This window comes from Mycobacterium sp. Aquia_213, from assembly GCF_026625985.1.
In the GTDB taxonomy this organism is placed as follows: domain Bacteria; phylum Actinomycetota; class Actinomycetes; order Mycobacteriales; family Mycobacteriaceae; genus Mycobacterium.
Genome location: NZ_CP113116.1, coordinates 733,155 through 755,347, shown reverse-complemented (window position 1 = coordinate 755,347; position 22,193 = coordinate 733,155). Strand labels below are relative to the sequence as shown.

Below are 22,193 nucleotides of genomic sequence, written 5' to 3'. Positions count from 1 at the left end.
ACGAGGTTAACGCTAGGGTCATCAGAGTGCCGCCGGTTCAGCCCCAGCCCATCCTCACGCCGTTGACACCTGCCGCGATTTTTTTGGTCGTCACCATCGACGACGGCGGCGAGGCAACCGTGCACGACGCGCTGCCCGACGTCTCGGGCCTGGTGCGCGCCATCGGCTTTCGTGACCCGACCAAGCACCTGTCGGTGATCACGTCGATCGGGTCGGATGCCTGGGATCGATTGTTCGGCGGACCGCGGCCCGCCGAATTGCATCCCTTCATCGAGCTGAGCGGACCGCGGCACACCGCGCCGGCCACTCCCGGTGACCTGTTGTTCCATATCCGGGCCGAGACACTGGACGTCTGTTTCGAACTGGCGGGCCGCCTCCTCAAGTCGATGGCCGGTGCGGTCACCGTCGTCGACGAAGTGCACGGCTTTCGGTTCTTCGACAATCGCGACCTGCTCGGCTTTGTCGACGGCACCGAAAACCCGGACGGCCCAATCGCTGTGAACGCGACCGCGATCGGTGACGAGGACCCCGACTTCGCCGGCTCCTGCTACGTCCACATTCAGAAATACGTGCACGACATGTCGTCGTGGGATTCGCTGTCGGTCACGGAACAGGAAATGGTGTTCGGCCGCAGCAAGCTCGAAGACATCGAGATGGACGACGACGTCAAACCGTCCAACGCCCACATCGCGCTCAACGTAATCGAGGACGACGACGGCAACGAGCTGAAGATTGTCCGCGCCAACATGCCGTTCGGGGAAGTCGGCAAGGGCGAGTACGGCACCTACTTCATCGGCTATTCGCGTACGCCCGAGGTCACCGAGCGAATGCTGCGCAACATGTTTCTCGGTGATCCGCCGGGCAACACCGATCGCGTGCTCGACTTCTCCACCGCGCTGACCGGTGCGCTGTTCTTCTCCCCCACCATCGACTTCCTCGACGATCCACCGCCCCTTCCCGCGCCGCTCGAGACGGAGCGACCGGATACCACCACCGCTGATGACGGCGCGCTATCGATCGGCAGCCTGAAAGGAACCACCCAATGACGAACAACCTCTACCGCAATCTGGCGCCGGTCACCGACGTCGCCTGGGCTGAAATCGAATTGGAGGCGACCCGGACGTTCAAGCGGCACATTGCGGGGCGGCGGGTGGTCGACGTGAGCGAGCCCGGGGGTCCGGTCACCGCGGCGGTCAGCACCGGTCGGCTGGTCGATGTGCAAGCACCCACCGACGGAGTGGTCGCTCACCTGCGATCCAGCAAACCCCTTGTCCGACTGCGGGTTCCATTCACCCTGTCCCGCGACGAGATCGACGACGTCGAGCGCGGTTCGCAGGACTCCGACTGGGACCCGGTCAAAGAGGCCGCCAAGAAGCTGGCGTTCGTCGAGGATCGCGCCATCTTCGAGGGCTACGCGGCAGCGTCGATTGACGGAATCCGCAACAGTAGCTCGAACCCCGCGCTGATGTTGCCCGACGACCCTCGCGCGATTCCGGACATCATCACGCAGGCGCTGTCCGAGCTGCGGCTGGCCGGCGTCGACGGTCCGTATTCGGTGCTGCTGTCTGCCGATATCTACACCAAGGTCAGCGAAACCACCGAGCACGGGTATCCGATCCTCGAGCACATCAACCGGCTGATCAACGGCGATATCATCTGGGCGCCGGCCATCGACGGTGCGTTCGTGCTGACCACCCGTGGCGGCGATTTCGATCTGCAGCTGGGCACCGATGTCTCCATCGGCTACAGCAGTCATGACGCCGACACCGTGCAGCTGTACCTGCAGGAGACCCTGACGTTCCTGTGCTACACCGCCGAAGCGTCGGTCGCGTTGGGCACCTAGAAGTCGGCTTACCGCAACAGCTTTCGCTCGGTCAAAGATCGAGCACCAGGTCGCTGTCGGGAGCCGCCGAGCAGACAAGCACCGTTCCCGGTGCGGGCAGTTCCAGCGGAGTCTGGACATACCGCGTGGTGCCGGCGACGACTCCGGTTACGCACAAGTGGCAGACGCCGCTTCGGCACGAGAAACGCGTCGGTACGTCGCAGGCCTCGGCGAAATCCAGGATGGTGCCGTAGCCGTCAGACCAGTTCACGGTAAGTCCGCTGCGCGCGAAGGTCACTGACGGCCCGGTCCCCGGTGGCCCGTCCGGCGGGTGCGGGGGCGTGCGCGGGGCCCCCTCGACGACGCCGGGGTTGATCGCCGGCAGCGCCCCGAACAGCTCGCTGTGGATGCGCGCCGTGTCGAGCCCGACCGCCGCCAGCGCTTCGCGCATGTCGGTCATGAATTGGGTTGGGCCGCAAAGGTACGCCGCGGCATCGGACGGCAGCCCGAGCGCCGCGATGGCCGGCTGGTCCAGATGTCCCTGCGTCTGGGTGTAGAACACCTGTTGCCGGGCCTGTGGCAACGACTCGATCAGCGTGGTGACTTCCTCTGCAAAAGCTTGGGTTTCGCGATTGCGGCTGGTGTGCAGCCACCAGATGTCGCGGGTACTGCGGGCCGCCACCAGGGCATGCAGCATCGCCAAGACGGGAGTGATGCCGATTCCCGCCGACAGTAGGACCACCGGCCTGTCGTCGTCGGCGAGATAGAAATCGCCGCGCGGGGCCGCGGCTTCGACCACCGATCCAAGTTCGATGTGCGCGTGCAACCATCGACTGGCCAGGCCGCAATCTTCGCGCTTGACGCTGATGCGGTAATCGCCCGCGCCGGGATTGCCGGAGAGCGAATAGCTGCGCAGCGGTACGGGATCGCCGGCCCCGGGAAGTCGCACGGTCAAGTATTGCCCCGGCAGCGGCGGCGGCAACGAGCCATGGTCGTCTGCCTCGAGTCTGATCGACAGCACCGACGAACTCTCCCGGCATATTGCGGTGACCCGCAACGGCCGAAATCCGTTCCACCCCGGCTCAACCCCGATGGCAGGCGCTGACTCCTCCCCAGAATCGAGCATGTCGTTGAACGATTGCTGCCATCCGGGGCTCAGCGCCGGAACGTCGACAACCTTGCGCAACGTTTCGGCGTCGCGGTTCGGCAGATACAACAGCGCGTCGACTTCGGCGACACTGAGCTCGTGTCGTCCCCGACGGGTCAGCACGATGTCGTCACCGGCCTGGACATGGCCCTCGGTGATGACGCGGAGGTAGAACCCTGGACGGTGCTGGGAGACAAGGAGATTGGGCATCTCCGGTTCGTCAAGGCGCAACCCGATCCGGAAGCAGGTGACCCGCGGCTGGGTGACCTCGAATTCCGCGTCGCCGATTCGGTAGCGGTCGCCGATACACACATCGTGATCGGATAGCCCGGTGACAGTGAAATTTTCGCCGAAGTGACCCGGTACCAGATCGCCGCGATTCAGGTAGTTCATCCAGAAGTCATACGACTCGGTCTGATAGACCATGACCGCGCGTTGTTCACCACCGTGGCCGCCGAGATCGCCTTGGCCGTCGCCGTCGATGTTGAGTCGTCGCACCATGACCGGCCCCTCGACCGGTGTCTTCCATATGCCGGTGTAGACGGTCTTGTCCCGCCATTGCACGTTCTTGGGCATGCCCACGTTCACCGATACCAGCATGCCCATTGCCGTCTCCTTTGGCCTTGCGAGAGAGCCTAAATCAGCGGCTCGCCGCCGTCGACTTTCAACGTCATCCCGGTCATGAAGGTGTTGTTCATGGCGAACAGCACCGCGTTGGCCACGTCCTCCGGGGTGCCGATTCGCCGCACCGGGTTACCGGCCGCGATGTGTGCGAAGTAGTCACGCTTGCCCTCGTCGCCCAGGGCGTCCCATGCCCCCGTATCGATGACGCCGGGCGAGATCGCGTTGACCCTCGTGGGCGCGAGCTCGACGGCCAGCCAGCGCGCGAGGAAATCCACCGCCCCGTTGGTGATACCCACCCCGAGGTACCCGACGTTCAGCTTGAAGGCATGAACGCCCGAGAACAGTACGAACGAGCCGCCCGGGTTGATATGCGATGCAAAATATTTGGCCAGCATCGTAGGCCCGATGACTTTGGTGTCAAACGACAGCTGAAGTTTCTGGCGTTCCAGGGAGGCCAGGTCGCCTCGAGCGCGTGCGGAAGCGGTCGACACCACGTGGTCCACCGCGCCCACCCGATCGGCAAGCGCCGCAATCGACGCGTCGTCGGTGAGATCGACGACCTCGGCGCTGATGTCACTATCGCGGTACGCGGTGGCGAGTTTGCCTTGATCACGCCCGGCCACGATGACATGTGCGCCTTCCGAGTGTGCCAGCAAAGCCACCGCACGCGCGATGCCGCTGCCGCGGCCGACCACCACGACGGTCTTGTCCCGCAACGTGTTACCCACGGACGCTCCCCACAGTGGCTAGATTGGGATGGCCGGCCCAGAATATTCGCGGGCGACCCAACGGTCAACTCCGTCGGGGCTATTGCGACCCGATGGATTTGGTGCATACTGGGATGCACATCCCAAAAATAATGCGAATGGGGCGTTCGCCCGGACCGGACCATGTGGCACAGGAGGAATTCCATGCCGGCTGTTCATCATCGTTACGCGACCGTCGCCGGCCGTCGGCTGTTCTACCGGGAGGCCGGGGACGCAGACAAGCCGGCGTTGGTTCTCCTGCACGGATTTCCGACCAGCTCCCATATGTTTCGGCATCTGATTCCGGCCCTCGCCGACCGTTACCACGTGATCGCGCCAGACCACCTGGGCTTTGGCTTGTCCGACGCCCCGGCCGTCACCGAGTTCGACTACACCTTCGATGCGCTGACCGACCTCACCGCCGGCCTGCTGCGCGGCCTCGGTGTCGATCGGTACGCGATGTATGTGCAGGACTACGGCGCTCCGATCGGCTGGCGGCTGGCGCTGCGCGACCCGTCCGCCATCTCGGCGATCATCAGCCAGAGCGGCAACGGCTACGACGCCGGTTTTGTGGAGAGCTTCTGGCAGGGTGTTTGGGCCTACCAGACCAACCCGACCGCCGAGACCGAAGCCCCACTTCGCCAATTCCTCACCCTGGACGCGACGCGATGGCAATACCTCACCGGCGTGGCCGACGAGACGTTGGTCGATCCCGAGTGCTGGCAGCACGACTACGCGTTGCTATCACGGCCCGGCAACGACCTGGTGCAACTAAAGCTGTTCCGCGACTACGCCACCAACGCTCCGATGTACCCGCAGGTGCACGAGTACTTTCGCGCCACCCGGGTTCCGCTGCTCGCGGTGTGGGGCCGGGGTGACGAGATCTTCGGACCCGCCGGCGCCGAGGCCTTCGCCGACGACCTGCCCGATGCGCAGATTCATCTGCTCGACGGAGGGCATTTCCTGCTGGAGTCCGCACTCGACGACGTCGCCGGGCTGATCCGCAACTTCCTCGAGGCCCGGGTGCCCGCCTAACCGAGGCCCGCGGGCGGCGCGGACAGCAGTGGGCTGCATATCCCATAATCAGCGGCGCTCGCGGGTTAGCCTGACGCGATGGCCCATCCCGATGTTCAGGACGAACAACGGTTGACCGCCAAGGGGCGTGCCACCCGCGACAGGATCGTGCAGGCCGCCGCCCAGCTGATCGTCACCGAAGGTCTGTCGGCCTCCAACATGGAGAACGTGCGCAAGGCCGCCTCGGTCAGCGGCTCTCAGCTCGCACACTATTTCGCCGACAAGAGCACCCTGATTCGCGCGGTGATCAGGCGCCAGATCGGCGTGGTTCTGGACTTCCACCGTCAGCCCACGCTCGGCGACCTGGACTCATTCGACGACTTCGAGCGTTGGATCGATCTGAACATGCGCTACCTCCGACGCATCGGAACCTCGGGTGGCACACCGACATACCACGCGCTGACCGCCCAGCTGGCCAAGTCCGATGACGCCACCCGCGCCACGTTGGCGGCGGGGTACTGGCAATGGGTGGAGTTGCTCGACCCGGCCATCCAGCGGATGAAGGACAAGCACGTCCTGATCGCGAGCGCCGATCCACGACAATTGGCGCTCGCCATCATCTGCGCCCACCAAGGCGGAGCCACGTTGGCTTTCACCTATCGGGCGGAGTGGCCACACGCTGACGCCACCCGGTTCGCGGTCAACTACTTGCGAATGTTTGCCGCCGATCCCGACGAACGCGCGCCGCGGCCGTCACGACGTCCCCGCGGACGGCGCGTGAAGCCCAGGGCGACAACGTGACTGACGCCGACAAGCCACGGTTCACCCGCAAGGGGCAGGCGACGCGGGCCCGCATCATCGACGTAGCGGCCCGGCTGATGTTCGAGCGCGGCGTGGCCAACACCAGCATCGACGAGGTACGCAGCACCGCCGGGGTGGGCGGATCGCAGATGTCGCACTACTTCCGCGACAAACGCGATCTGACCCGCGAGGTCATCGCCGCGCGCCGCGATGACGTCATCGAGTTTCATACCCAATCGCGGCTCGGCGCGCTCGACACCATCGAAGCGCTGCAAGCCTGGGCCGATGCCTGCGTCGACGACATCGACACCGTGTACCGGTTGGGCGGATGCATCTACGGCTCACTGGCCGGTGAACTGATCGAGGCCGACGACGAAGTGCGTGACGACCTTGCGAGCGGCTACGACCAATGGCTCGATTTGTTCCATACCGGGCTTGAGGCGATGCGCCGGCGCGGCGACCTGCGCGCCGACGCCGACCCGCGCCACCTGGCCGTCTCGTTGGTCATCGCGCATCAGGGCGGTGCGATGCTCACGCACGCGACCGGTGACGCCGAGCCCCTGCGGGTCGCCGTCAACGCAGCGGTCGACTACGTGCGCTCTTTCGAGGCCGACCCGCGGCGGCCAAAGAACGCGTCGCGCAAACGCAAATCCTGAGCACGACGCGAGTTGCGCTCTGGACATTTTTGGGCTGAACGGCCCATAATAATGGGTCATATGGCCCATTATTATCCCGTGCGTCGATATCCGAAGTCTGGCTGACGATTTGGAAAGAGGCAGGTCATGAGCACCACCAGCAATGCCGCCGTGCTGCCCACCGCCCCGGCCGTGGTGCGGGAACAACCCGGAGGGGACACGATGCGGGCGATCATCCTGACGGGGTTCGGCGGGCTCGACCGCCTGGTGCACACCGAGATCCCCAAGCCGCTGCCCAAAGCCGGCGAGGTGGTCATCGAGGTCAAGGGCTTCGGCATCAACCACGCCGAGATACACATGCGCCGAGGAGAGTGGGCCGAAGCCGCCGAGGTCAGCGGCATCGAGTGCGTCGGCATCGTCGACTCGTGCCCGGGCGGCGAGTTCCCGGTCGGCGCCAAGGTCGCCGCATTGATGGGTGGCCTGGGCCGAACGATCAACGGCAGCTATGCGGAATACACGCGGGTGCGCGCGGCGAATGTCACCCTCATCGAATCCGAGCTGCCCTGGTCGCAATTGGCGGCGCTGCCGGAAACCTATGCGACGTCGTGGACGTGCCTGTTTCGCAATCTCAAATTGACAGCGGGACAGACACTGGTGATTCGCGGTGCGACATCGGCGTTGGGCCAGGCCGCCCTGAAGATGGCCGTCATCACCGGGGCGAACATCATTGCCACCGCGCGCAGCGAGAAGCGATTTCCCCTGCTGCAGCAACTCGGCGCGGTCCGCGTCGAGGTGGAACGGCCCGATCTGGCGGCCCACATCGCCGAGGCCAAGCAGATCGACGCGGTGCTCGACCTGGTCGGCAACAGCACGATCCTCGATTCGCTGGACATGCTGCGCGTCGGTGGCACCGCCTGTCTCGCGGGATGGCTAGGTGGGCTGGACCCTATCGGCGATTTCAACCCGTTGGCACGCATGGCCAGCGGCGTGAGCTTCAGCTTCTTCGCCAGTCCCGTCTTCGGAAACCCGGGGTTCGAGGTGTCCGACATACCGCTGGGTGACATCGCACGGCAGATCGCCGAGGGCAAACTCGACGCGAAGCCCGCACGCGTCTTCTCATTCGACGACATTCGCGAGGCTCATCGCGTGGCGGAATCCGGAGAAGCGGGCGGAAAGATCGTCGTGGTCATGGACTAGCCTCGTGCGGAAAAGCACGGCCCGTCAATCGTTTTCGATCAGAAAGGGGCATGGCTATGGGTTTGGCATGGCAGCAAGGTCCGTTGGCAACCGGGTCGGTCGGTCACTTCCTCACCGAGCAGGCGTTGCCGGAACGGCTACTGTTCGCCGAACCATTGCGCCGCCGCATGCGGGTGCGCTTCGCCGACCGGTGGATTGCCGACAGCGAAGACGTGGTGTTGCTGCACGAGCCGGGACGCTATCCCGTGGCCTACTTCCCACGGGGTGACATCGAAGAGGGAGTTCTCGTCACCGAGGACCGCGTGACGCAGCACAAGGACCTGGGCGACACCCGGTGGTTCACCGTCCGCGTCTCGGAGCACGAGGCCAATCACAGCGCGTGGCAACACACCGGGCTGCCACCGCACGCCGCGGTCCTGGACGGACGGCTGGCCTTCGCCTGGCGCGCCATGGAGGCCTTCTACGAAGAGGACGAACGCATCGTCGGGCATGCCGCCGACGCCTATCACCGCATCGACATCCGCTCGACCTCAAGGCATCTCGTCGTCCGCGATGGCGACGCGGTGATCGCGGACACGCAGCGCCCATTGGCGTTGTACGAATCCGGGTTTGCCCCACGCTGGTACGTACCGCGCGAGGATATCGACGAAACGGCGCTCGAACCCAGTGAGGGACAAACCTTCTGCCCATACAAGGGCATCGCCTCCTACTATGACATCGGCAGCCGCAAACGTGCGGCCTGGTCCTACGTCAACGCCTGGACGGAGGTGGGACGGGTGAGCAACCTGGTGTCCTTTGAGCCCGACAAGATCGACGTCTACCTAGATGACACCCAGCTGCGGCTCGAGCCCGGCCAAACAGTCATCCCCCATGGCGTGGACCGCGGACTCGATACCGAGGAAGTGTTAGGAAAGCACTAGGCATGGCAATGACACCGTCAGTGCTCGTCTTCGACGTCAACGAGACGCTGATCGACATCGACTCCATCGCACCACTTTTCGGGGAGCTGTTCGGCGACGAGCGGGTGCTCCGCGAGTGGTTCGGCCAACTCGTCACGTACTCGATGGCGGCCACCTTGGCGGACTGCTATGCGGACTTCTTCACGATCGGTCAAGGCGTGTTGCACATGCTGGCCGATATCTACGGCGTAGAGGTCACCGACACCGACGCACGTCGGCTGCGGGAGCAGATGCGCACCATGCCGGCACACCCCGACGCCACAGCAGGACTTACAGCGCTGCGCGACAACGGGTTTCGACTGGTGACGCTGACGAACTCGCCACACCGGCCCGGGGTTTCGACACCACTGGACAACGCCGGGCTCTCGCCGCTTTTCGATCGACAGCTCAGCGTGGAATCGTGTCGCGCCTTCAAGCCGTCGCCGGTGGTCTACCGGCATGCCTGCGAGGAACTCGGTGTGGCGCCCGCCGATTGCATGATGGTGGCCGCCCACCCGTGGGATCTGCTCGGCGCGCAAAATGTCGGCTTCAGCGCGGCTCTCGTCACCCGGCCGGGCAATCCCCCGCTGCGGGTTGCGGGGCTGCCGCAGCCGGCCCTCGTCGTCGACGATCTGCACCAACTTGCCACCGAGCTCATCGCCGGGCGGCGCTGACCCGCGCACGCAGCCGGCGACTCGGCTACTGTTCGACGCGTGCGGAGCCGCACTCCCCTCCCGCCAAAGCGGGCCCGCGCCGGGCGCGCGTGGGCGCGCTTGGTTGTGGCCCTGTGCGCGCTCGTCCTGGTCGTCTGGCCATGTGATCACTCTCTCTCCGAGCGGAATTCGGTGCGGCTGGCCGCCGACGCGGTGAAAGAGCCGTTGCGCGGACTGATCTCCATGGGTGCGTACAAGTTCGCGCCCGCGCTGGGTGAGCCCGACAACTCGCTCGACACCGTGCGGCAAAAGAGCGGCCTGCTGCAGGGCATCGTCATCCTGGCGTCCTGGCGCTCGCTCGAGCCGACCGCGACGTCGGGGCTCGCCGACAACAACGAGATCGACCAGGGCCTGGCCAACGTCCGAAAGTACAACCAGGACAACCCGAAAACGCCGCTCGCCGTGAAGATCCGGGTGTGGGGCGGATTCTGGGCGCCCGACTGGGTGATGGAGGACAGCGGCGGCAAGGTCCCCGTGGTGCACACCAACTTCCGGGGCGTCGCGAAGGACCGCACCCTGGGTCACGTCTGGGACGACAGGTACCACCTGCGCTGGGCACATCTGCAGGAACTCCTCGCCGCAAAGTACGACGGTGATCCGCTGGTCCATGAGGTCGCGGTCACCTCGTGCATGATGTTCACCGCCGAGCCGTTCTCCATTGACACGCGCCCGGCCGCGGTGGATCCACTCCGCAAGGCCGGAATGACCGACGCGAACTACAAGGCCTGCCTCAACAGGATCGTCGACGACTACGCGCCCTGGAAGACCACGCGTTTCGAGACCCCGCTCAATCCGTTCAAGGCCACCGACAGCGGCAAGCCGGTGCACGACGTCGATTTCACGCTGGCCTGGATGGCGGACTGCCGAAAGCGCGCGGGTGACCGCTGCGTGTTCGACAACCATGACCTCGACGTGCCGAAGAAGGTGAACAAAGACCTGCAGACCATCTATGCGGCGATGAAGAGCAGCGGCGCCGAGGTGGAGTTCCAGACCGGCGGGGCCTCGCCGCCGGATCTGGGTGCCGTCATCGGCTACGGCGTCCAGCAGGGTGCGACCAGCATCGAGCTCTACCAGGACTACGGGGGATTCACCGAAGTACCCGACGACGACCTGCGCAAATACGCGGCGATGCTCGAACACAACTGAGCGGCACGTCGATTCGAAAACCGGGACAATTGTGGACCATGGCAACCACGGATGGATTTCACCCTGACTTCGATGACACCAAACAGCAGGTGTCGCAGAGCCGGGTGCACCACATCAAGGCGTCGGAGATCAGCTCCGACACCGCGCAGTCCGAAGGACTGCGGCGGTTCGCGGCGCTGTCCGGTAAATCGGTCGGCGCCGAGAAGCTATGGATGGGCGAGACGCACGCACTACCCGCGACCGTCTCGTCCAACCATCACCACGGAGAGTCGGAGACCGCGATCTATGTGCGAAGCGGCAACCCGGAGTTCGTCTTTCACGACGGCGTCGAAGAAGTGCGCATCGTCGCCGCACCCGGCGACTACGTGTTCATCCCGCCGTATCTGCCACACCGGGAAGAAAACCCGGACCCGAACACGCAGGCGGAAGTCGTGATCGCGCGCAGCACCCAGGAGGCCATCGTGGTCAACCTGCCCGCGCTGCATCCGCTCGAAAGCGGTCAGTAGACCGCGATTTCGACGAGGTTGCCGTCGGTGTCACGGCAGTAGTGCGAGGTCATCGGCCCCAGGGCACCGGTCTTTGTTACCGGACCCGCGGTGATCTCGACGCCGCACGCTTGTAGGTGCGCACGCACCTCGTCGGGAGTGGAATCGGTGATGAAACACAGGTCTTCGGAGCCCGCGGCTTCGACGGTCCCGGTGACCCAGTCGGGATCGTCGGCGAGTGCGCCGACAGGCCGCAGGTTGATCTTCTGATTCCCGAAACACAGCGCTGTTCGGTTGGACGGTCCGAACGTCTCCCGCTTCATGCCGAGAACACGCTCGTACCACGCCGCGGTGGCCTCGACGTCATTGCAATTGATGACGATGTGGTCGAACCGTTCGATGCCGAACCCCACGGTGACCCTCCTGGTCCGCACCCATCGAGTGCGGCTCTGCGCGAAAATCATTCGACACCACGGTAACCCGCTCGGGTAGGTGAGCCGTCGGGTGTCGCACCAGCGCAAACTTTTCCCGGCGATCGAGCCGGCGCGCGCAATGGCCACCAATTCGTCGGCCCCGAGCCCTTGACCGGGCCCGGTGGCTAATGCTAAGCAGATGCTCAGCACGCCTTGCAGGGCGTTGAGGAGGAGACATGGCAACCGCGCACCTGGTGTTCGACCCGTTCTCGGAGGAGTTCTTCAACGACCCGTATCCGACGTATCGGCGGATGCGAGAAGAGGCCCCGGTCTATTACGACGAGGCACACGACTTCTATGCGCTGGCTCGCCACGAGGATGTCAGCGCCGCATTCAAGGACTACGAAACGTATTCGTCGGCGCGCGGGATCGATCTGGCCATGGTCAAGAACAACGATCTCCCGGAGGATTCGAGGTCGATGATCTTCATGGATCCTCCGGAGCACCGGCGGATGCGCAGTCTCGTCAACAAGGTCTTCACCCCACGCGCGATCACGTCCCTGAAAGACTCCGTCACCGAGCTGATCGAGTACCACCTGTCCCGGATCGATCCCAACCGATTCGATGTGGTCGCCGACTTCTCGGCGCTTTTTCCCGTCGAGGTGATCAGCTCGGTGCTCGGTGTGCCCGCCGAACACCGGCAGCAAATCCGTCACTGGGTTGACGTCTCGTTGCATCGCGAACCGGGACAGATCGAGATGGGCGAAGCCAACTGGGAGGCGGTCACCCAGATCGGCACGTACTACTACAACCTGATCCAGGAGCGCCGAAAAGCGCCGCAGGACGACATGATCAGCGGTCTGATCGCCGCGGAGGTGGAGCGCGAAGACGGCGGCACCACACAGCTGGATGACTTCGAAATCACCGGGTTCGCCACACTTCTGGGCGGCGCCGGCGCCGAGACCGTAACCAAGCTGGTCGGCAACGCCGTCGTGCAGTTCGCGCGCAACCCCGACCAATGGCAGAAGCTCCTCGATGATCGCGGCAAAGTCCCGGCCGCCGTCGAAGAGGTATTGCGATACGAGGCGCCGGCGCAGTACAACGTCCGCTGCTCGCTCAAAGACGTTCAACTGCACGGTGTCACTATTCCGGCGGGCAAGCCGGTGTTCCTGTTGGGCGGTTCGGCGAACCGCGATCCCAAGGCCTTCACCGACGCCGACAAATTCGACATCGACCGCGATCGCTCCGAGGCGCAGAACCTTGGCTTCGGGTACGGCGTGCACAGTTGCCTGGGCGCCGCGCTGGCCCGGCTGGAAAGCGCGATCGCGCTGAACAAACTGCTGGACCTGATGCCCCGCTACGAAGTGCTCTGGGACGACTGCAAACGGGTGAGTATGCAGAATGTCGCCGGCTGGTCGAACGTGCCGGTGCGCGTGTTACCCTGAGCGTGGGACTCAGCCGTATTCCGTTGCGGGACAGTGGACTTAGCGTGACCGGATCGTTACAAACTCAGCTAATTCTCAACAGATTCTTTGCCGACACATTGCTCGACTCAAAGGATCCGCAAAGCCGCAGGCCTCACCATTAGTTCATGACGACTGAAGCGTTGTCCGCAAACCTGATCGAACGTTACTTGTGCACCCGCGGCAGCCGGTACTTCCGCGGCCAGCACGACGGCGAATTCTTCTACGTCGCCAACACCCGCCCCCGGCGGCTGCATGTGCACCTCGGGATCTCCCGTTGGCACAGCGACGAGTTCACGATCCAAATCACCCCCGGTTGCTTCTTCCCCGCCACCGACAGCGCTGACTTGGCCGAGCTCGCCGACGCCTGGAATCAACTCAACCGCGATGTCGTGGTGACTGTGCACGGATCCTCTGACCCACAGCGGGTCGGTGTTCTGGCGCGGAACACCCGCAAGGTCCGGGAGCCGATCGACTTCGACGACTTCGCCATGTACGTCGACCACACCATTGCCGCGGCGATTGTGTTCTTCGCCAAGCTGGCCGAGGTCGCCGAATGCCCGACGCCGGCGGAACCGCTGCTGCGCGACGCCGGCTGAGCGGTCATCCGATGTCGGGCCGGGGCTCGCCGAACTCGGCGCGGATCGCGGCCCACGGGTCCGCATAGCCGGCGGGCGATTTCCGGTAGGCGCCACGGTATTTGAGGAACTGGCGCGCGATCGGAGAGACCACCCGCATCGGATAGCGTTGCCAGCCCGCCGCCGCGCGCATTTCGGCCAGCATGTCCGGCCACGGATGGCGCTGGAAGCGCAACGCCTGTTGCGCGCGGGCGGTATCCATCCAGTCCGTCACGTACCAGCCGTCCTCGCTGTCGGGATCACCCGGGCGGCCCTCGGGCAGCACGTTGACCAGACCCCGGGTGGCCGCCAGCGTTTTGCCGACGTCCGACTGCCGCAGCAGGTGCGACTCGTCGCCCCCGATCAGCAGGGTCTCACCGATCACGTCCGCGGTCACCGCGGCCGAGAACGCGAACGCGACGTCGCGGACGTCGACGGTGTGAATACGCCCGTCGGTCGGCAACGCGCTTTCCAGGAAGGGTGCGTCCAGGCTCAGCGGCATGGCGCCCAGATCGACGCTCATCACCCCGGCCAGGCGCAGGATCACCCACTCCAGACCCGAGGCGCGGACAAGCGCTTCGGCCTCGACCTTGTGCGCGCCGTAAAGGTCCGACGGACGCACCGGAGTGTCCGCGCGCAACCACTCGCGGTGCCGGCGCGGGTTGCGCGACCCGTGCACCGCGTTGCTCGATGCCTGGATGAAACGCACCGGGCGTGGGCTAGCCTTCGCGGCGTTCACCAGCGCCGCGGTCGCGTCGACGTTGACCCGCCTGGCCAGTTTCGGGTGACGATAGATCCCGGGCGGGATCACCGCGGCCAGATGGATGATCACCGAGGGCGCCGTCTTGGCGACGAGACGGTCGACTTGCGTCGGGTCGGTCAGGTCCGCCCAGCGCACCGCGGCTCCCGCGGGCAGCGACCTGGCCGCCTTAAGGTGGGCCGGCGTGCCGAGGTCGGTGGCGACCACGCGATGGCCGTCAGCAACCAACTGGCGCACGGTCTGCGAGCCGACCAACCCGAAACCACCAGTAACCAGAACGACTTCGGTCATTTCCCCCCCGATGCGTGGCAGCCACAGCAAACGGATATGACATTCTCTCAAATAGAGAGTACCCTATGTCACAAGCGGTGTGCCCTGGGGGAGCGGCCTCGCGCTGGCAAATACGAACAGGAACACAACCGTGGGGGAATCACGATGGGCGACGCTGAGGCCGATAATCACGAAACCGCCAAATGGGATCCGGCGTTCACCGAGCAGGTGAAGAACACGGTCGGCCCGGTGGTCAACCGCTGGTTTCGGGCCGAGGTACGAAACCTGGACAACGTGCCGCCGGCCGGTGGGGCGCTGGTGGTGTCCAACCACTCCGGCGGCATTTTCACGCCCGACGTGCTGATCTTCTCGTCGGCCTTCTACGACAAATTCGGCTACGACCGACCGGTGTACACCCTGGCCCACTACGGGGTGTTCATGGGTCCGCTGGACGGCTGGCTGCGTCGCGTGGGGGTGATCGAGGCCAGCCGCGAAAATGCCGCCACCGCACTGCATTCGGGCGCGGTGGTGCTGGTCTTCCCGGGCGGTGACTACGACTCCTACCGGCCCACGCTGAGCGCGAACACCGTCGACTTCAACGGCCGCACCGGCTACGTGCGGACCGCCATCGAAGCCGGAGTACCGATCGTGCCGACCGTCTCGATCGGCGGCCAAGAAACCCAGCTCTTCCTGACCCGCGGCAACTGGCTGGCCCGCAAGCTGGGAATCACCAAGGCCCGCATGGATATTCTGCCGATCAGTTTCGGCTTCCCGTTCGGTCTGAGTGTCATCTTCCCGCCGAACCTGCCGCTGCCGTCCAAGATCGTCACCGAGGTGCTCGAGCCGATCGACATCACCGCCCAGTTCGGCAAGGACCCCGACATCGCCGAGGTCGACGCGCACGTGCGTTCGGTAATGGAAGCCGCGCTCAAGCGGCTGGCCGCCCGGCGGCGCTTTCCCATCCTGGGTTAACCACCTAATGCTTCAGGTAGCCGCGATCCACCACGACCTGACTGCCCGACATGTTCGCCGACCCGTCGCCGGCGAGCCACGCAACGACATCGGCGATGTGCTCGGGCTTCATGAACTCTTCGGGTTCGCCGACCGGACGAAACGGCATCGGGGAGAGGCTGTGCAAGTAGGAGGGATGATCGGCGAGAAACGTCAGCATCTCCACGGAGCTTCCCATCGGCGTGGTCACCGCGTACGGATGGATGGAATTGACCCGGATGCCGTACTCGCCCAATTCCACCGCCAACGCATTCGTGAGCCCGACCAGGCCGTGTTTGGACGACGAATAGTGCCCGTTGCCGGGAGTGGCCTTCAGTCCGGTCGTCGAGCTGATGATGATGATCGAGCCGCCGTTACCCAGCTCGATCATCGCGGGCACCGCGGCGCGCAAGGTCCGCCACGTGCCGCTGAGGTTGACGTCAATGACGGTGTCCCAGTGCTCTTCGGACATCTCCCACAACCGCCCGAAGCTCAATACCCCCGCGTTGGCGACGACGATATCGAGCCTGCCGAATTGATCGACGGCATCGGCAACCAGCTGCTGCAAGTCCGCCAGATTGCGGATGTCGATTTCGCGGGTCAGCGCCTTGCGTCCCGAATTCTCCACCGCCCGTGCCGTTTCCACCAACTCCTCGGACGTGGCGGCCGGGTAGGGGATGGTGCTGGAGACGGATGCGCATACATCGACAGCGATAATGTCCGCGCCTTCGCTGGCAAGACGGAGGGCATGAGCGCGTCCCTGGCCGCGGGCCGCCCCGGTGACGAGCGCAACTCGGCCCTCGAGGCCGGTACCTCCTTGGGTCACTGGCTTCCTCCCCGGATCGCTGAGAACCTCCAGCCCGATGGTGCGCCTGCGAACGAGCCCCGACAATGACGTGTCTCCTAGCACGAAAGAGGCGCCGTCTCCTAGCGGCCAGAATTGGCGAGCGCCGACCCATAGCAAACCCGAAAGCACTACGGCATAGTTGCTTTCAGGTCGCGTCTACACGGCGAGGTGGCGTGTGAAAAGACTCAATGGTATGGACGCCATGCTGCTCTACAGCGAGACGCCGAACCTGCACACGCACACGCTGAAAGTAGCGATACTCGACCCGTCCGACTTCGACGGCGAGTTCGACTTCGACGCCTTCCGGCTGCACGTGCGCCGTCGGCTGCACCTGTTGGAACCGTTGCGCTACAAGCTCGTCGACATCCCCTGGCAACTGCATCGCCCGATGTGGCAGGAGAACTGCGAGGTCGATCTGGACTACCACCTGCGACGAGTGCAGGTGCCCGCACCGGGTGGCCGCCGCGAGCTGGACGAGGTGATCGGACGGGTCGCGTCCACGCCGCTGGATCGCAGCCGCCCGCTATGGGAGTTTCATTTCGCCGAAGGGCTTTCCGGCGGTCGATTCGCGTTGATCGGCAAGGTGCATCACGCCTTGGCCGACGGCATCGCCTCGGTCAACCTGCTCGCCCGTGCGATGGATCTCGTCGGCCCGGTGCAGAACGAGCGCGACCTTGACGAGGCGGGCAGCACCGCGACGAAAGGTGAACTCCTGCGGGCGGCCGCGCGAGACCATGCCCGGCAGATTGCCGAGCTGCCCGGGCTGGTCAGCAACGCCGCGCTGGGAATGAGCCGGGTGCGACGCCGGTCCAAACAGCGCGGGGATCACCCGGATATGGCCGATGCCTTCGACGCACCACCGACCTTCCTGAACCACGTGGTGTCCCCGCAGCGGCGGTTCGCCAGCGCGACGCTGCCCTTGGCCGAGGTCAAAGCGGCTGCGAAAGCGTTGGGCATCACCGTCAACGACATGGTGCTGGCAATAGCCACCGGCGGATTGCGCACGCTGCTGTTGAACTATGACGGCGAAGCGCAGCGCCCGATCATTGCTTCGGTGCCCACCGCCACCGACAAGTCGGACCGGGTCACCGGCAACGAGATCAGCGGTCTGATGATTTCGCTGCCGGTGCACGTCGCCGACCCCACCGAGCGGGCGCGGCTGGTCTCGCTGGCGACCCGGATCGCCAAGGAAGACCACGAAATCATGGGCCCCGAACTCTACGGGCGGATGATGGCGTATCTACCGACGGCATTCGCCCCGGCCGCGTTCCGGTGGCTCGGCCGTCGCGACGTGCCGAACAAGCTGATGAACGTGGCGGTCTCCTGTGTGGTGGGACCGCGCGAGCGCGGGCATTTCGGCGGCGCCGCCGTGACCGAGATCTACTCCACCGGGGTGCTTTCGCCGGGCGCACCGGTCAACATCACCGTGTGGAGCTACGTCGACGGGCTCGGGATCGCGGTGCTGACCGACGACCTGACGTTCAAAGACCCGCATGAAGCGACCGACGCGATGACCAAGTCTTTCGCTGAATTACGCAGTGCTGCAGGTATTCCCGCGCCGACGACGTCAGGCGGCGAGCACAGCGTCGAGCGCTGAGTAGAACAAGCCCAGCCCGTCGTCGGAGGGGCCGGTCAACGCTTCGATGGCATGTTCGGGGTGTGGCATCAGCCCGACGACCCGGCCGTTGGCCGAGCTGATGCCGGCGATGCCACGCATCGAGCCGTTGATGTTGTCGTGGTACCGAAACACCACGCGCCCCTCGCCCTCGAGTTCGTCGAGCACGTTCTCGGGCGCCACATAGCGCCCCTCACCAGATTTCAGCGGAACCAGCAGGTCGGCGTCGGACTCGAAGCGCGACGTCCACGCCGTCGAGTTCGATGCCACCCGAAGCCACACGTCGCGGCAGATAAAGTGCAGGCCCGCGTTGCGAGTCAGCACCCCCGGCAGCAGCCTGGTTTCACACAGCACCTGAAAACCGTTGCAAATACCCAACACCGGCATGCCGCGGCTCGCCGCGTAGACCACTTCGGACATCACCGGGGCAAAGCGCGCGATCGCACCGCACCGCAGATAGTCACCGTAGGAGAACCCGCCCGGCACCACGACCGCGTCGACCGCCTTGAGGTCGGCGTCGGCGTGCCACAGGCTCACCGCCTCCGCACCGACGCGGCGCACCGCACGGGCGGCGTCCACGTCGTCGAGCGTCCCGGGAAAGGTGATGACGCCGATGCGTGCCGTCACAGCACTTCCCGGCTGATCGTCCAGTCCTCGATCACGGTGTTGGCCAACAGTGATTCCGCGATCTCGGCGAGCGCGGAATCGTCGACGGTATCGTCGACTTCGAGCTCAAACCTCTTGCCCTGACGGACATTTGAGATCCCCGGATGTCCGAGTCGGCCCAACGCGCCGACAATCGCCTGACCCTGCGGGTCGAGAATCTCCGCTTTGGGCATCACATGAACGATCACCCGCGCCACCGGCGTTCCTCCTGACGAGTCGCTGTCGGCGCCAACTCTACCGGCGGCCGTTGCCGGGCGCGGCTCACGGGCACGAGGCGATATAGGCCTCGCACAGCGGCGACGTCATCGAGTCCAGCACCTGGTTGTCCGCAAGCGAGGGCCAAGGCACCTCCGGCGGCGCGGTAGACCACAGCGTCAGCTCGCTGATCGTGCTGCTCGCGACGTGTGCGACCAGGTAGGTATGCATGATCACCGGGCCGCTGATGACCGCGGCCATCCGGTTGGGTTCGTCGGTGGTGATCGATGGCGACTGCAACGGCGCCCCCATCTGACAGCCCCGCAGCACCGCGACGGCATTGCCGAACACCGACGAGGCGATCGCTCCGCCGCGGGCCGTGTCACCGCGCCAGTGCACGATCTGGGCCTTCAGCTGCCATTGGTCGGCCGGGTGGGCCACCGTCACACGGGCCGCGACCGCCCAGGTGCGTGGGTCCTGCGCCGGCGGCCGCGCGGCGCACAGCTCCTCGAACCGGAACCGCGGCCCCACCCCGGCCCCGGTTGTTTGCGCGGCCAGACCCGCCAGCGCGGGCCAGTTGTAGGTCGAATTCAGCGGCACCGAGCGCTGCTGCATCCACGCGGTGGCCGGGATCTGGTCGCAGACGGGCGGGCAGGTCTCCGGTTCGGCGGATACGGGGACCGCCAGGATAAGGGCGGCCACCAGGCCACCGGCGACCAGTATCGTCGCGAAAACTACCCGCACACGACCACCCCCGTCAGGGCACAATCGTAAACATGCAACTGACGCATTTCGGGCATTCCTGCCTACTTGCCGAGTTCGACCACACTAGCGTGCTCTTTGACCCCGGGACCTTCGCGCATGGGTTCGAGGGAATCACCGGACTGGACGCGATCCTGATCACCCACCAGCACCCGGATCATGTCGACCCGGCCCGGCTGCCGGCGCTGATCGAGGCCAACCCCAATGCGGCGCTCTACACCGACTCGCAAACCGCGGCACAGCTCGACGCGCCCTTCCAAGCGGTTCACGCCGGCGACGAGCTGACGGTCGGCGAACTGACGATTCGGGCGCTCGGCGGAAAGCACGCGGTGATTCACCCGGAAATCCCTGTGATAGAGAACCTTTCGTATCTGGTGGGCGACGGCGACCACCGCGCGCGGCTGATGCATCCCGGTGACGCGTTGTTCGTGCCCGACGAGCCGGTAGACGTATTGGCCGCCCCGGCGGCCGCGCCGTGGATGCGAATCTCCGAGGCCATCGACTACCTGCGCGCGGTGTCCCCGACGCGCGCCGTGCCCATTCACCAAGGCATCGTCGCCCCCGAGGCGCGGGGCATCTACTACGGCCGGTTCACCGAGATGACCGACACCGACTTCCAGGTGTTGCCCGAAGAAAGCGTGGTCACCTTCTAGCGGTCAGCTGATGTCGTCGGCGGCGCCGCGGCCCGCGGCCCGGCCGCTGAAGATGCAGCCGCCCAGGAAGGTGCCCTCCAGGGCCCGGTAACCGTGCACGCCGCCACCGCCGAACCCCGCCACCTCGCCGGCCGCATACAGTCCGGTCAGCGGGGTGCCGTCGTCGCCGAGAACCCGCCCACCCAAGTCAGTCTCGATGCCGCCCAACGTTTTTCGCGTCACGATGTGCAGCTTGACCGCGATCATCGGGCCGGCTTTCGGATCGGTCAACCGGTGCGGCGCCACCACCCGGCCCAGCCGGTCGCCCAGGTATCCGCGGGCAGCGCGGATCGCGGTGATCTGACCGTCTTTGGTGAACTTGTTGGCGACCTCGCGATCGCGGGCCGTCACCTCGGCCTCCACCGTCGCATAGTCCAGCGGGGCCACATCGGGCAGCTTGTTCATGCCGGTCACCAACTCGCCCAACGAATCTGCGCTGACGAAGTCGACACCGCGATCGATAAACGCCTGGACCGGCCCGGGCGGCCCGGAACTAGCCCGGTTACGCACCAGCTGGCGCACGCTCTGCCCGGTCAGATCCGGGTTCTGCTCCTGCCCGGAGAGAGCGAATTCCTTCTCAATGATCTTGGCGTTCAAGATAAACCAGGTGTAGTCATACCCGGATTTGGTGATGTATTCCAACGTGCCCAGCGTGTCGAACCCGGGATACAGCGGAACCGGCAACCGGTTACCCGCCGCGTCCAGCCACAGCGACGAGGGGCCCGGGATGATCCGGATCCCGTGCAGCGGCCAAATCGGGTCGTAGTTGGTGATGCCCTCGGTGTAGTGCCACATCCGGTCCGGGTTGATCACGCGGGCTCCGGCCTGCCGGGAAATGTCGATCATCCTGCCGTCCACATGGGCCGGCACCCCGCTTAGCAACTGCTCGGGCACGCGCCCCATTCGCTTTGGCCAGTTCTTGCGCACCAGATCGTGGTTGCCGCCGATCCCACCGCTGGTGACGAGCACCGCGGATGCACGAAATTCGAATTGCCCCGCTGCTTTTCGCGACGACGGGACGCCGCGTGCTTCGGTCGACGGCTCCAGTACGGTGCCCCGAACGCCGGTCACCGCGTCGCCCTCCACGATCAATTCGTCGACCTGGTGCCGGTGCGCGAAGCGGACCGTCGAGCGATCCCGTAGCTGACGCGCGAAGATGTCGACCAGGGCAGGCCCGGTGCCCCAGGTGATGTGGAACCGGGGAACCGAGTTGCCGTGTCCCTGCGCGTTGTACCCACCGCGTTCGGCCCAGCCCACCAGCGGAAAGATTTTCAGACCCCGCTCGCGCAGCCAGCTCCGCTTCTCCCCGGCCGCGAAATCCACATAGGCGTGTGCCCATTGCCGTGGCCAGTAGTCCTCTTCGCGATCGAAAGCCGCTGTGCCCAACCAGTCCTGCAGCGCGAGCTCATGACTGTCCCGAATGCCCAGCCGACGCTGTTCGGGGCTGTCGACAAAGAACAGACCACCGAACGACCAGAAGGCCTGACCACCGAGGTTGGCGCTGTTCTCCTGGTCGAGGATCAGCACCCGCAAGCCACGGTCCACCAACTCACACGCGGCCACCAGACCGGATAGTCCCGCCCCGACAACAATCGCGTCAGCGGCGAAGCCTGCGGCTGAAGAATCGCTCATGTC

General features: G+C 65.3%; 24 protein-coding genes. 15 read left to right on the top strand and 9 right to left on the bottom strand.

The window, feature by feature from the left end:
• The first annotated feature begins 20 nt into the window (after positions 1-20).
• Both LMQ14_RS03645 and LMQ14_RS03640 read left to right on the top strand, forming a co-directional pair.
• A complete protein-coding gene (locus LMQ14_RS03645) occupies positions 21-1,046 on the top strand; it encodes a Dyp-type peroxidase (protein ID WP_267735328.1) in 1,026 nt (341 codons plus the stop codon).
• Positions 1,043-1,843, top strand: a complete 801-nt coding sequence (locus tag LMQ14_RS03640; protein ID WP_267733485.1) for a family 1 encapsulin nanocompartment shell protein — start codon at positions 1,043-1,045, stop codon at positions 1,841-1,843. The genes LMQ14_RS03645 and LMQ14_RS03640 overlap by 4 nt, the downstream gene beginning before the upstream one ends.
• A gap of 31 nt (positions 1,844-1,874) precedes the next feature.
• On the opposite strand, the gene LMQ14_RS03635 is transcribed toward LMQ14_RS03640, so the two are convergent.
• The gene (locus tag LMQ14_RS03635; RefSeq protein ID WP_267733484.1) at positions 1,875-3,575 is read right to left on the bottom strand and encodes an MOSC and FAD-binding oxidoreductase domain-containing protein; all 1,701 of its coding nucleotides are present in this window, start codon (positions 3,573-3,575) and stop codon (positions 1,875-1,877) included.
• Positions 3,576-3,604: 29 nt separating this feature from the next.
• Entirely contained in the window at positions 3,605-4,321 is a 717-nt protein-coding gene (locus LMQ14_RS03630) for an SDR family oxidoreductase (protein ID WP_267733483.1), read from the bottom strand.
• A gap of 183 nt (positions 4,322-4,504) precedes the next feature.
• Between LMQ14_RS03630 and LMQ14_RS03625 the strand changes: the two genes are divergently transcribed.
• From LMQ14_RS03625 to LMQ14_RS03590, 8 genes are all read left to right on the top strand, one after another.
• Positions 4,505-5,374 (top strand): alpha/beta fold hydrolase, encoded by an 870-nt coding sequence (locus tag LMQ14_RS03625; RefSeq protein WP_267733482.1) that lies wholly within the window; start codon positions 4,505-4,507, stop codon positions 5,372-5,374.
• Between the two features lie 78 nt (positions 5,375-5,452).
• A complete protein-coding gene (locus LMQ14_RS03620) occupies positions 5,453-6,154 on the top strand; it encodes a TetR/AcrR family transcriptional regulator (RefSeq protein WP_267733481.1) in 702 nt (233 codons plus the stop codon).
• Positions 6,151-6,810, top strand: coding sequence for a TetR/AcrR family transcriptional regulator (locus LMQ14_RS03615; protein WP_267733480.1), 660 nt, complete (start codon positions 6,151-6,153; stop codon positions 6,808-6,810). The genes LMQ14_RS03620 and LMQ14_RS03615 overlap by 4 nt, the downstream gene beginning before the upstream one ends.
• A gap of 126 nt (positions 6,811-6,936) precedes the next feature.
• Entirely contained in the window at positions 6,937-7,986 is a 1,050-nt protein-coding gene (locus LMQ14_RS03610; protein ID WP_267733479.1) for a zinc-binding dehydrogenase, read from the top strand.
• A gap of 56 nt (positions 7,987-8,042) precedes the next feature.
• The gene (locus tag LMQ14_RS03605; RefSeq protein WP_267733478.1) at positions 8,043-8,906 is read left to right on the top strand and encodes a DUF427 domain-containing protein; all 864 of its coding nucleotides are present in this window, start codon (positions 8,043-8,045) and stop codon (positions 8,904-8,906) included.
• 8 nt (positions 8,907-8,914) lie between these two features.
• Positions 8,915-9,598 (top strand): haloacid dehalogenase type II, encoded by a 684-nt coding sequence (locus tag LMQ14_RS03600; RefSeq protein ID WP_267733477.1) that lies wholly within the window; start codon positions 8,915-8,917, stop codon positions 9,596-9,598.
• Between the two features lie 39 nt (positions 9,599-9,637).
• Positions 9,638-10,783, top strand: coding sequence for a hypothetical protein (locus tag LMQ14_RS03595; RefSeq protein ID WP_267733476.1), 1,146 nt, complete (start codon positions 9,638-9,640; stop codon positions 10,781-10,783).
• Positions 10,784-10,821: 38 nt separating this feature from the next.
• Positions 10,822-11,289, top strand: a complete 468-nt coding sequence (locus LMQ14_RS03590; protein WP_267733475.1) for a cupin domain-containing protein — start codon at positions 10,822-10,824, stop codon at positions 11,287-11,289.
• Here LMQ14_RS03590 and LMQ14_RS03585 read toward each other — a convergent pair.
• Positions 11,283-11,681 carry a VOC family protein gene (locus LMQ14_RS03585; protein WP_267735327.1) on the bottom strand — a complete coding sequence of 133 codons (399 nt, stop codon included), beginning with the start codon at positions 11,679-11,681 and terminating at the stop codon, positions 11,283-11,285. The genes LMQ14_RS03590 and LMQ14_RS03585 overlap by 7 nt on opposite strands.
• A gap of 236 nt (positions 11,682-11,917) precedes the next feature.
• Between LMQ14_RS03585 and LMQ14_RS03580 the strand changes: the two genes are divergently transcribed.
• Together LMQ14_RS03580 and LMQ14_RS03575 are read left to right on the top strand one after the other, a co-directional pair.
• Positions 11,918-13,126: a cytochrome P450 gene (locus LMQ14_RS03580; protein WP_267733474.1), complete on the top strand. Its 1,209-nt coding sequence runs from the start codon at positions 11,918-11,920 to the stop codon at positions 13,124-13,126.
• A gap of 146 nt (positions 13,127-13,272) precedes the next feature.
• Positions 13,273-13,743 carry a hypothetical protein gene (locus tag LMQ14_RS03575; protein WP_267733473.1) on the top strand — a complete coding sequence of 157 codons (471 nt, stop codon included), beginning with the start codon at positions 13,273-13,275 and terminating at the stop codon, positions 13,741-13,743.
• A gap of 4 nt (positions 13,744-13,747) precedes the next feature.
• Here the strand turns inward: LMQ14_RS03575 and LMQ14_RS03570 are convergent, their stop codons facing one another.
• A complete protein-coding gene (locus LMQ14_RS03570) occupies positions 13,748-14,812 on the bottom strand; it encodes an NAD-dependent epimerase/dehydratase family protein (RefSeq protein WP_267733472.1) in 1,065 nt (354 codons plus the stop codon).
• A gap of 144 nt (positions 14,813-14,956) precedes the next feature.
• On the opposite strand from LMQ14_RS03570, the gene LMQ14_RS03565 reads away from it, so the two are divergent.
• A complete protein-coding gene (locus LMQ14_RS03565; protein ID WP_267733471.1) occupies positions 14,957-15,763 on the top strand; it encodes a lysophospholipid acyltransferase family protein in 807 nt (268 codons plus the stop codon).
• Positions 15,764-15,767: 4 nt separating this feature from the next.
• On the opposite strand, the gene LMQ14_RS03560 is transcribed toward LMQ14_RS03565, so the two are convergent.
• Positions 15,768-16,607: a mycofactocin-coupled SDR family oxidoreductase gene (locus LMQ14_RS03560; protein ID WP_267733470.1), complete on the bottom strand. Its 840-nt coding sequence runs from the start codon at positions 16,605-16,607 to the stop codon at positions 15,768-15,770.
• 196 nt (positions 16,608-16,803) lie between these two features.
• Between LMQ14_RS03560 and LMQ14_RS03555 the strand changes: the two genes are divergently transcribed.
• The gene (locus LMQ14_RS03555; RefSeq protein WP_267733469.1) at positions 16,804-18,225 is read left to right on the top strand and encodes a WS/DGAT/MGAT family O-acyltransferase; all 1,422 of its coding nucleotides are present in this window, start codon (positions 16,804-16,806) and stop codon (positions 18,223-18,225) included.
• Here the strand turns inward: LMQ14_RS03555 and purQ are convergent.
• From purQ to LMQ14_RS03540, 3 genes are all read right to left on the bottom strand, one after another.
• A complete protein-coding gene (purQ, locus tag LMQ14_RS03550) occupies positions 18,196-18,870 on the bottom strand; it encodes a phosphoribosylformylglycinamidine synthase subunit PurQ (RefSeq protein ID WP_267733468.1) in 675 nt (224 codons plus the stop codon). The genes LMQ14_RS03555 and purQ overlap by 30 nt on opposite strands.
• Positions 18,867-19,106, bottom strand: a complete 240-nt coding sequence (gene purS, locus LMQ14_RS03545; RefSeq protein ID WP_267733467.1) for a phosphoribosylformylglycinamidine synthase subunit PurS — start codon at positions 19,104-19,106, stop codon at positions 18,867-18,869. The genes purQ and purS overlap by 4 nt, the downstream gene beginning before the upstream one ends.
• 64 nt (positions 19,107-19,170) lie before the next feature.
• Positions 19,171-19,848 carry an ATPase gene (locus tag LMQ14_RS03540; protein ID WP_267733466.1) on the bottom strand — a complete coding sequence of 226 codons (678 nt, stop codon included), beginning with the start codon at positions 19,846-19,848 and terminating at the stop codon, positions 19,171-19,173.
• A gap of 32 nt (positions 19,849-19,880) precedes the next feature.
• Between LMQ14_RS03540 and LMQ14_RS03535 the strand changes: the two genes are divergently transcribed.
• Complete coding sequence (locus LMQ14_RS03535; RefSeq protein WP_267733465.1) at positions 19,881-20,519, top strand: MBL fold metallo-hydrolase; 639 nt, start codon at positions 19,881-19,883, stop codon at positions 20,517-20,519.
• Between the two features lie 3 nt (positions 20,520-20,522).
• On the opposite strand, the gene LMQ14_RS03530 is transcribed toward LMQ14_RS03535, so the two are convergent.
• Positions 20,523-22,190, bottom strand: coding sequence for an FAD-binding dehydrogenase (locus LMQ14_RS03530; protein WP_267733464.1), 1,668 nt, complete (start codon positions 22,188-22,190; stop codon positions 20,523-20,525).
• Positions 22,191-22,193: the final 3 nt, after the last annotated feature.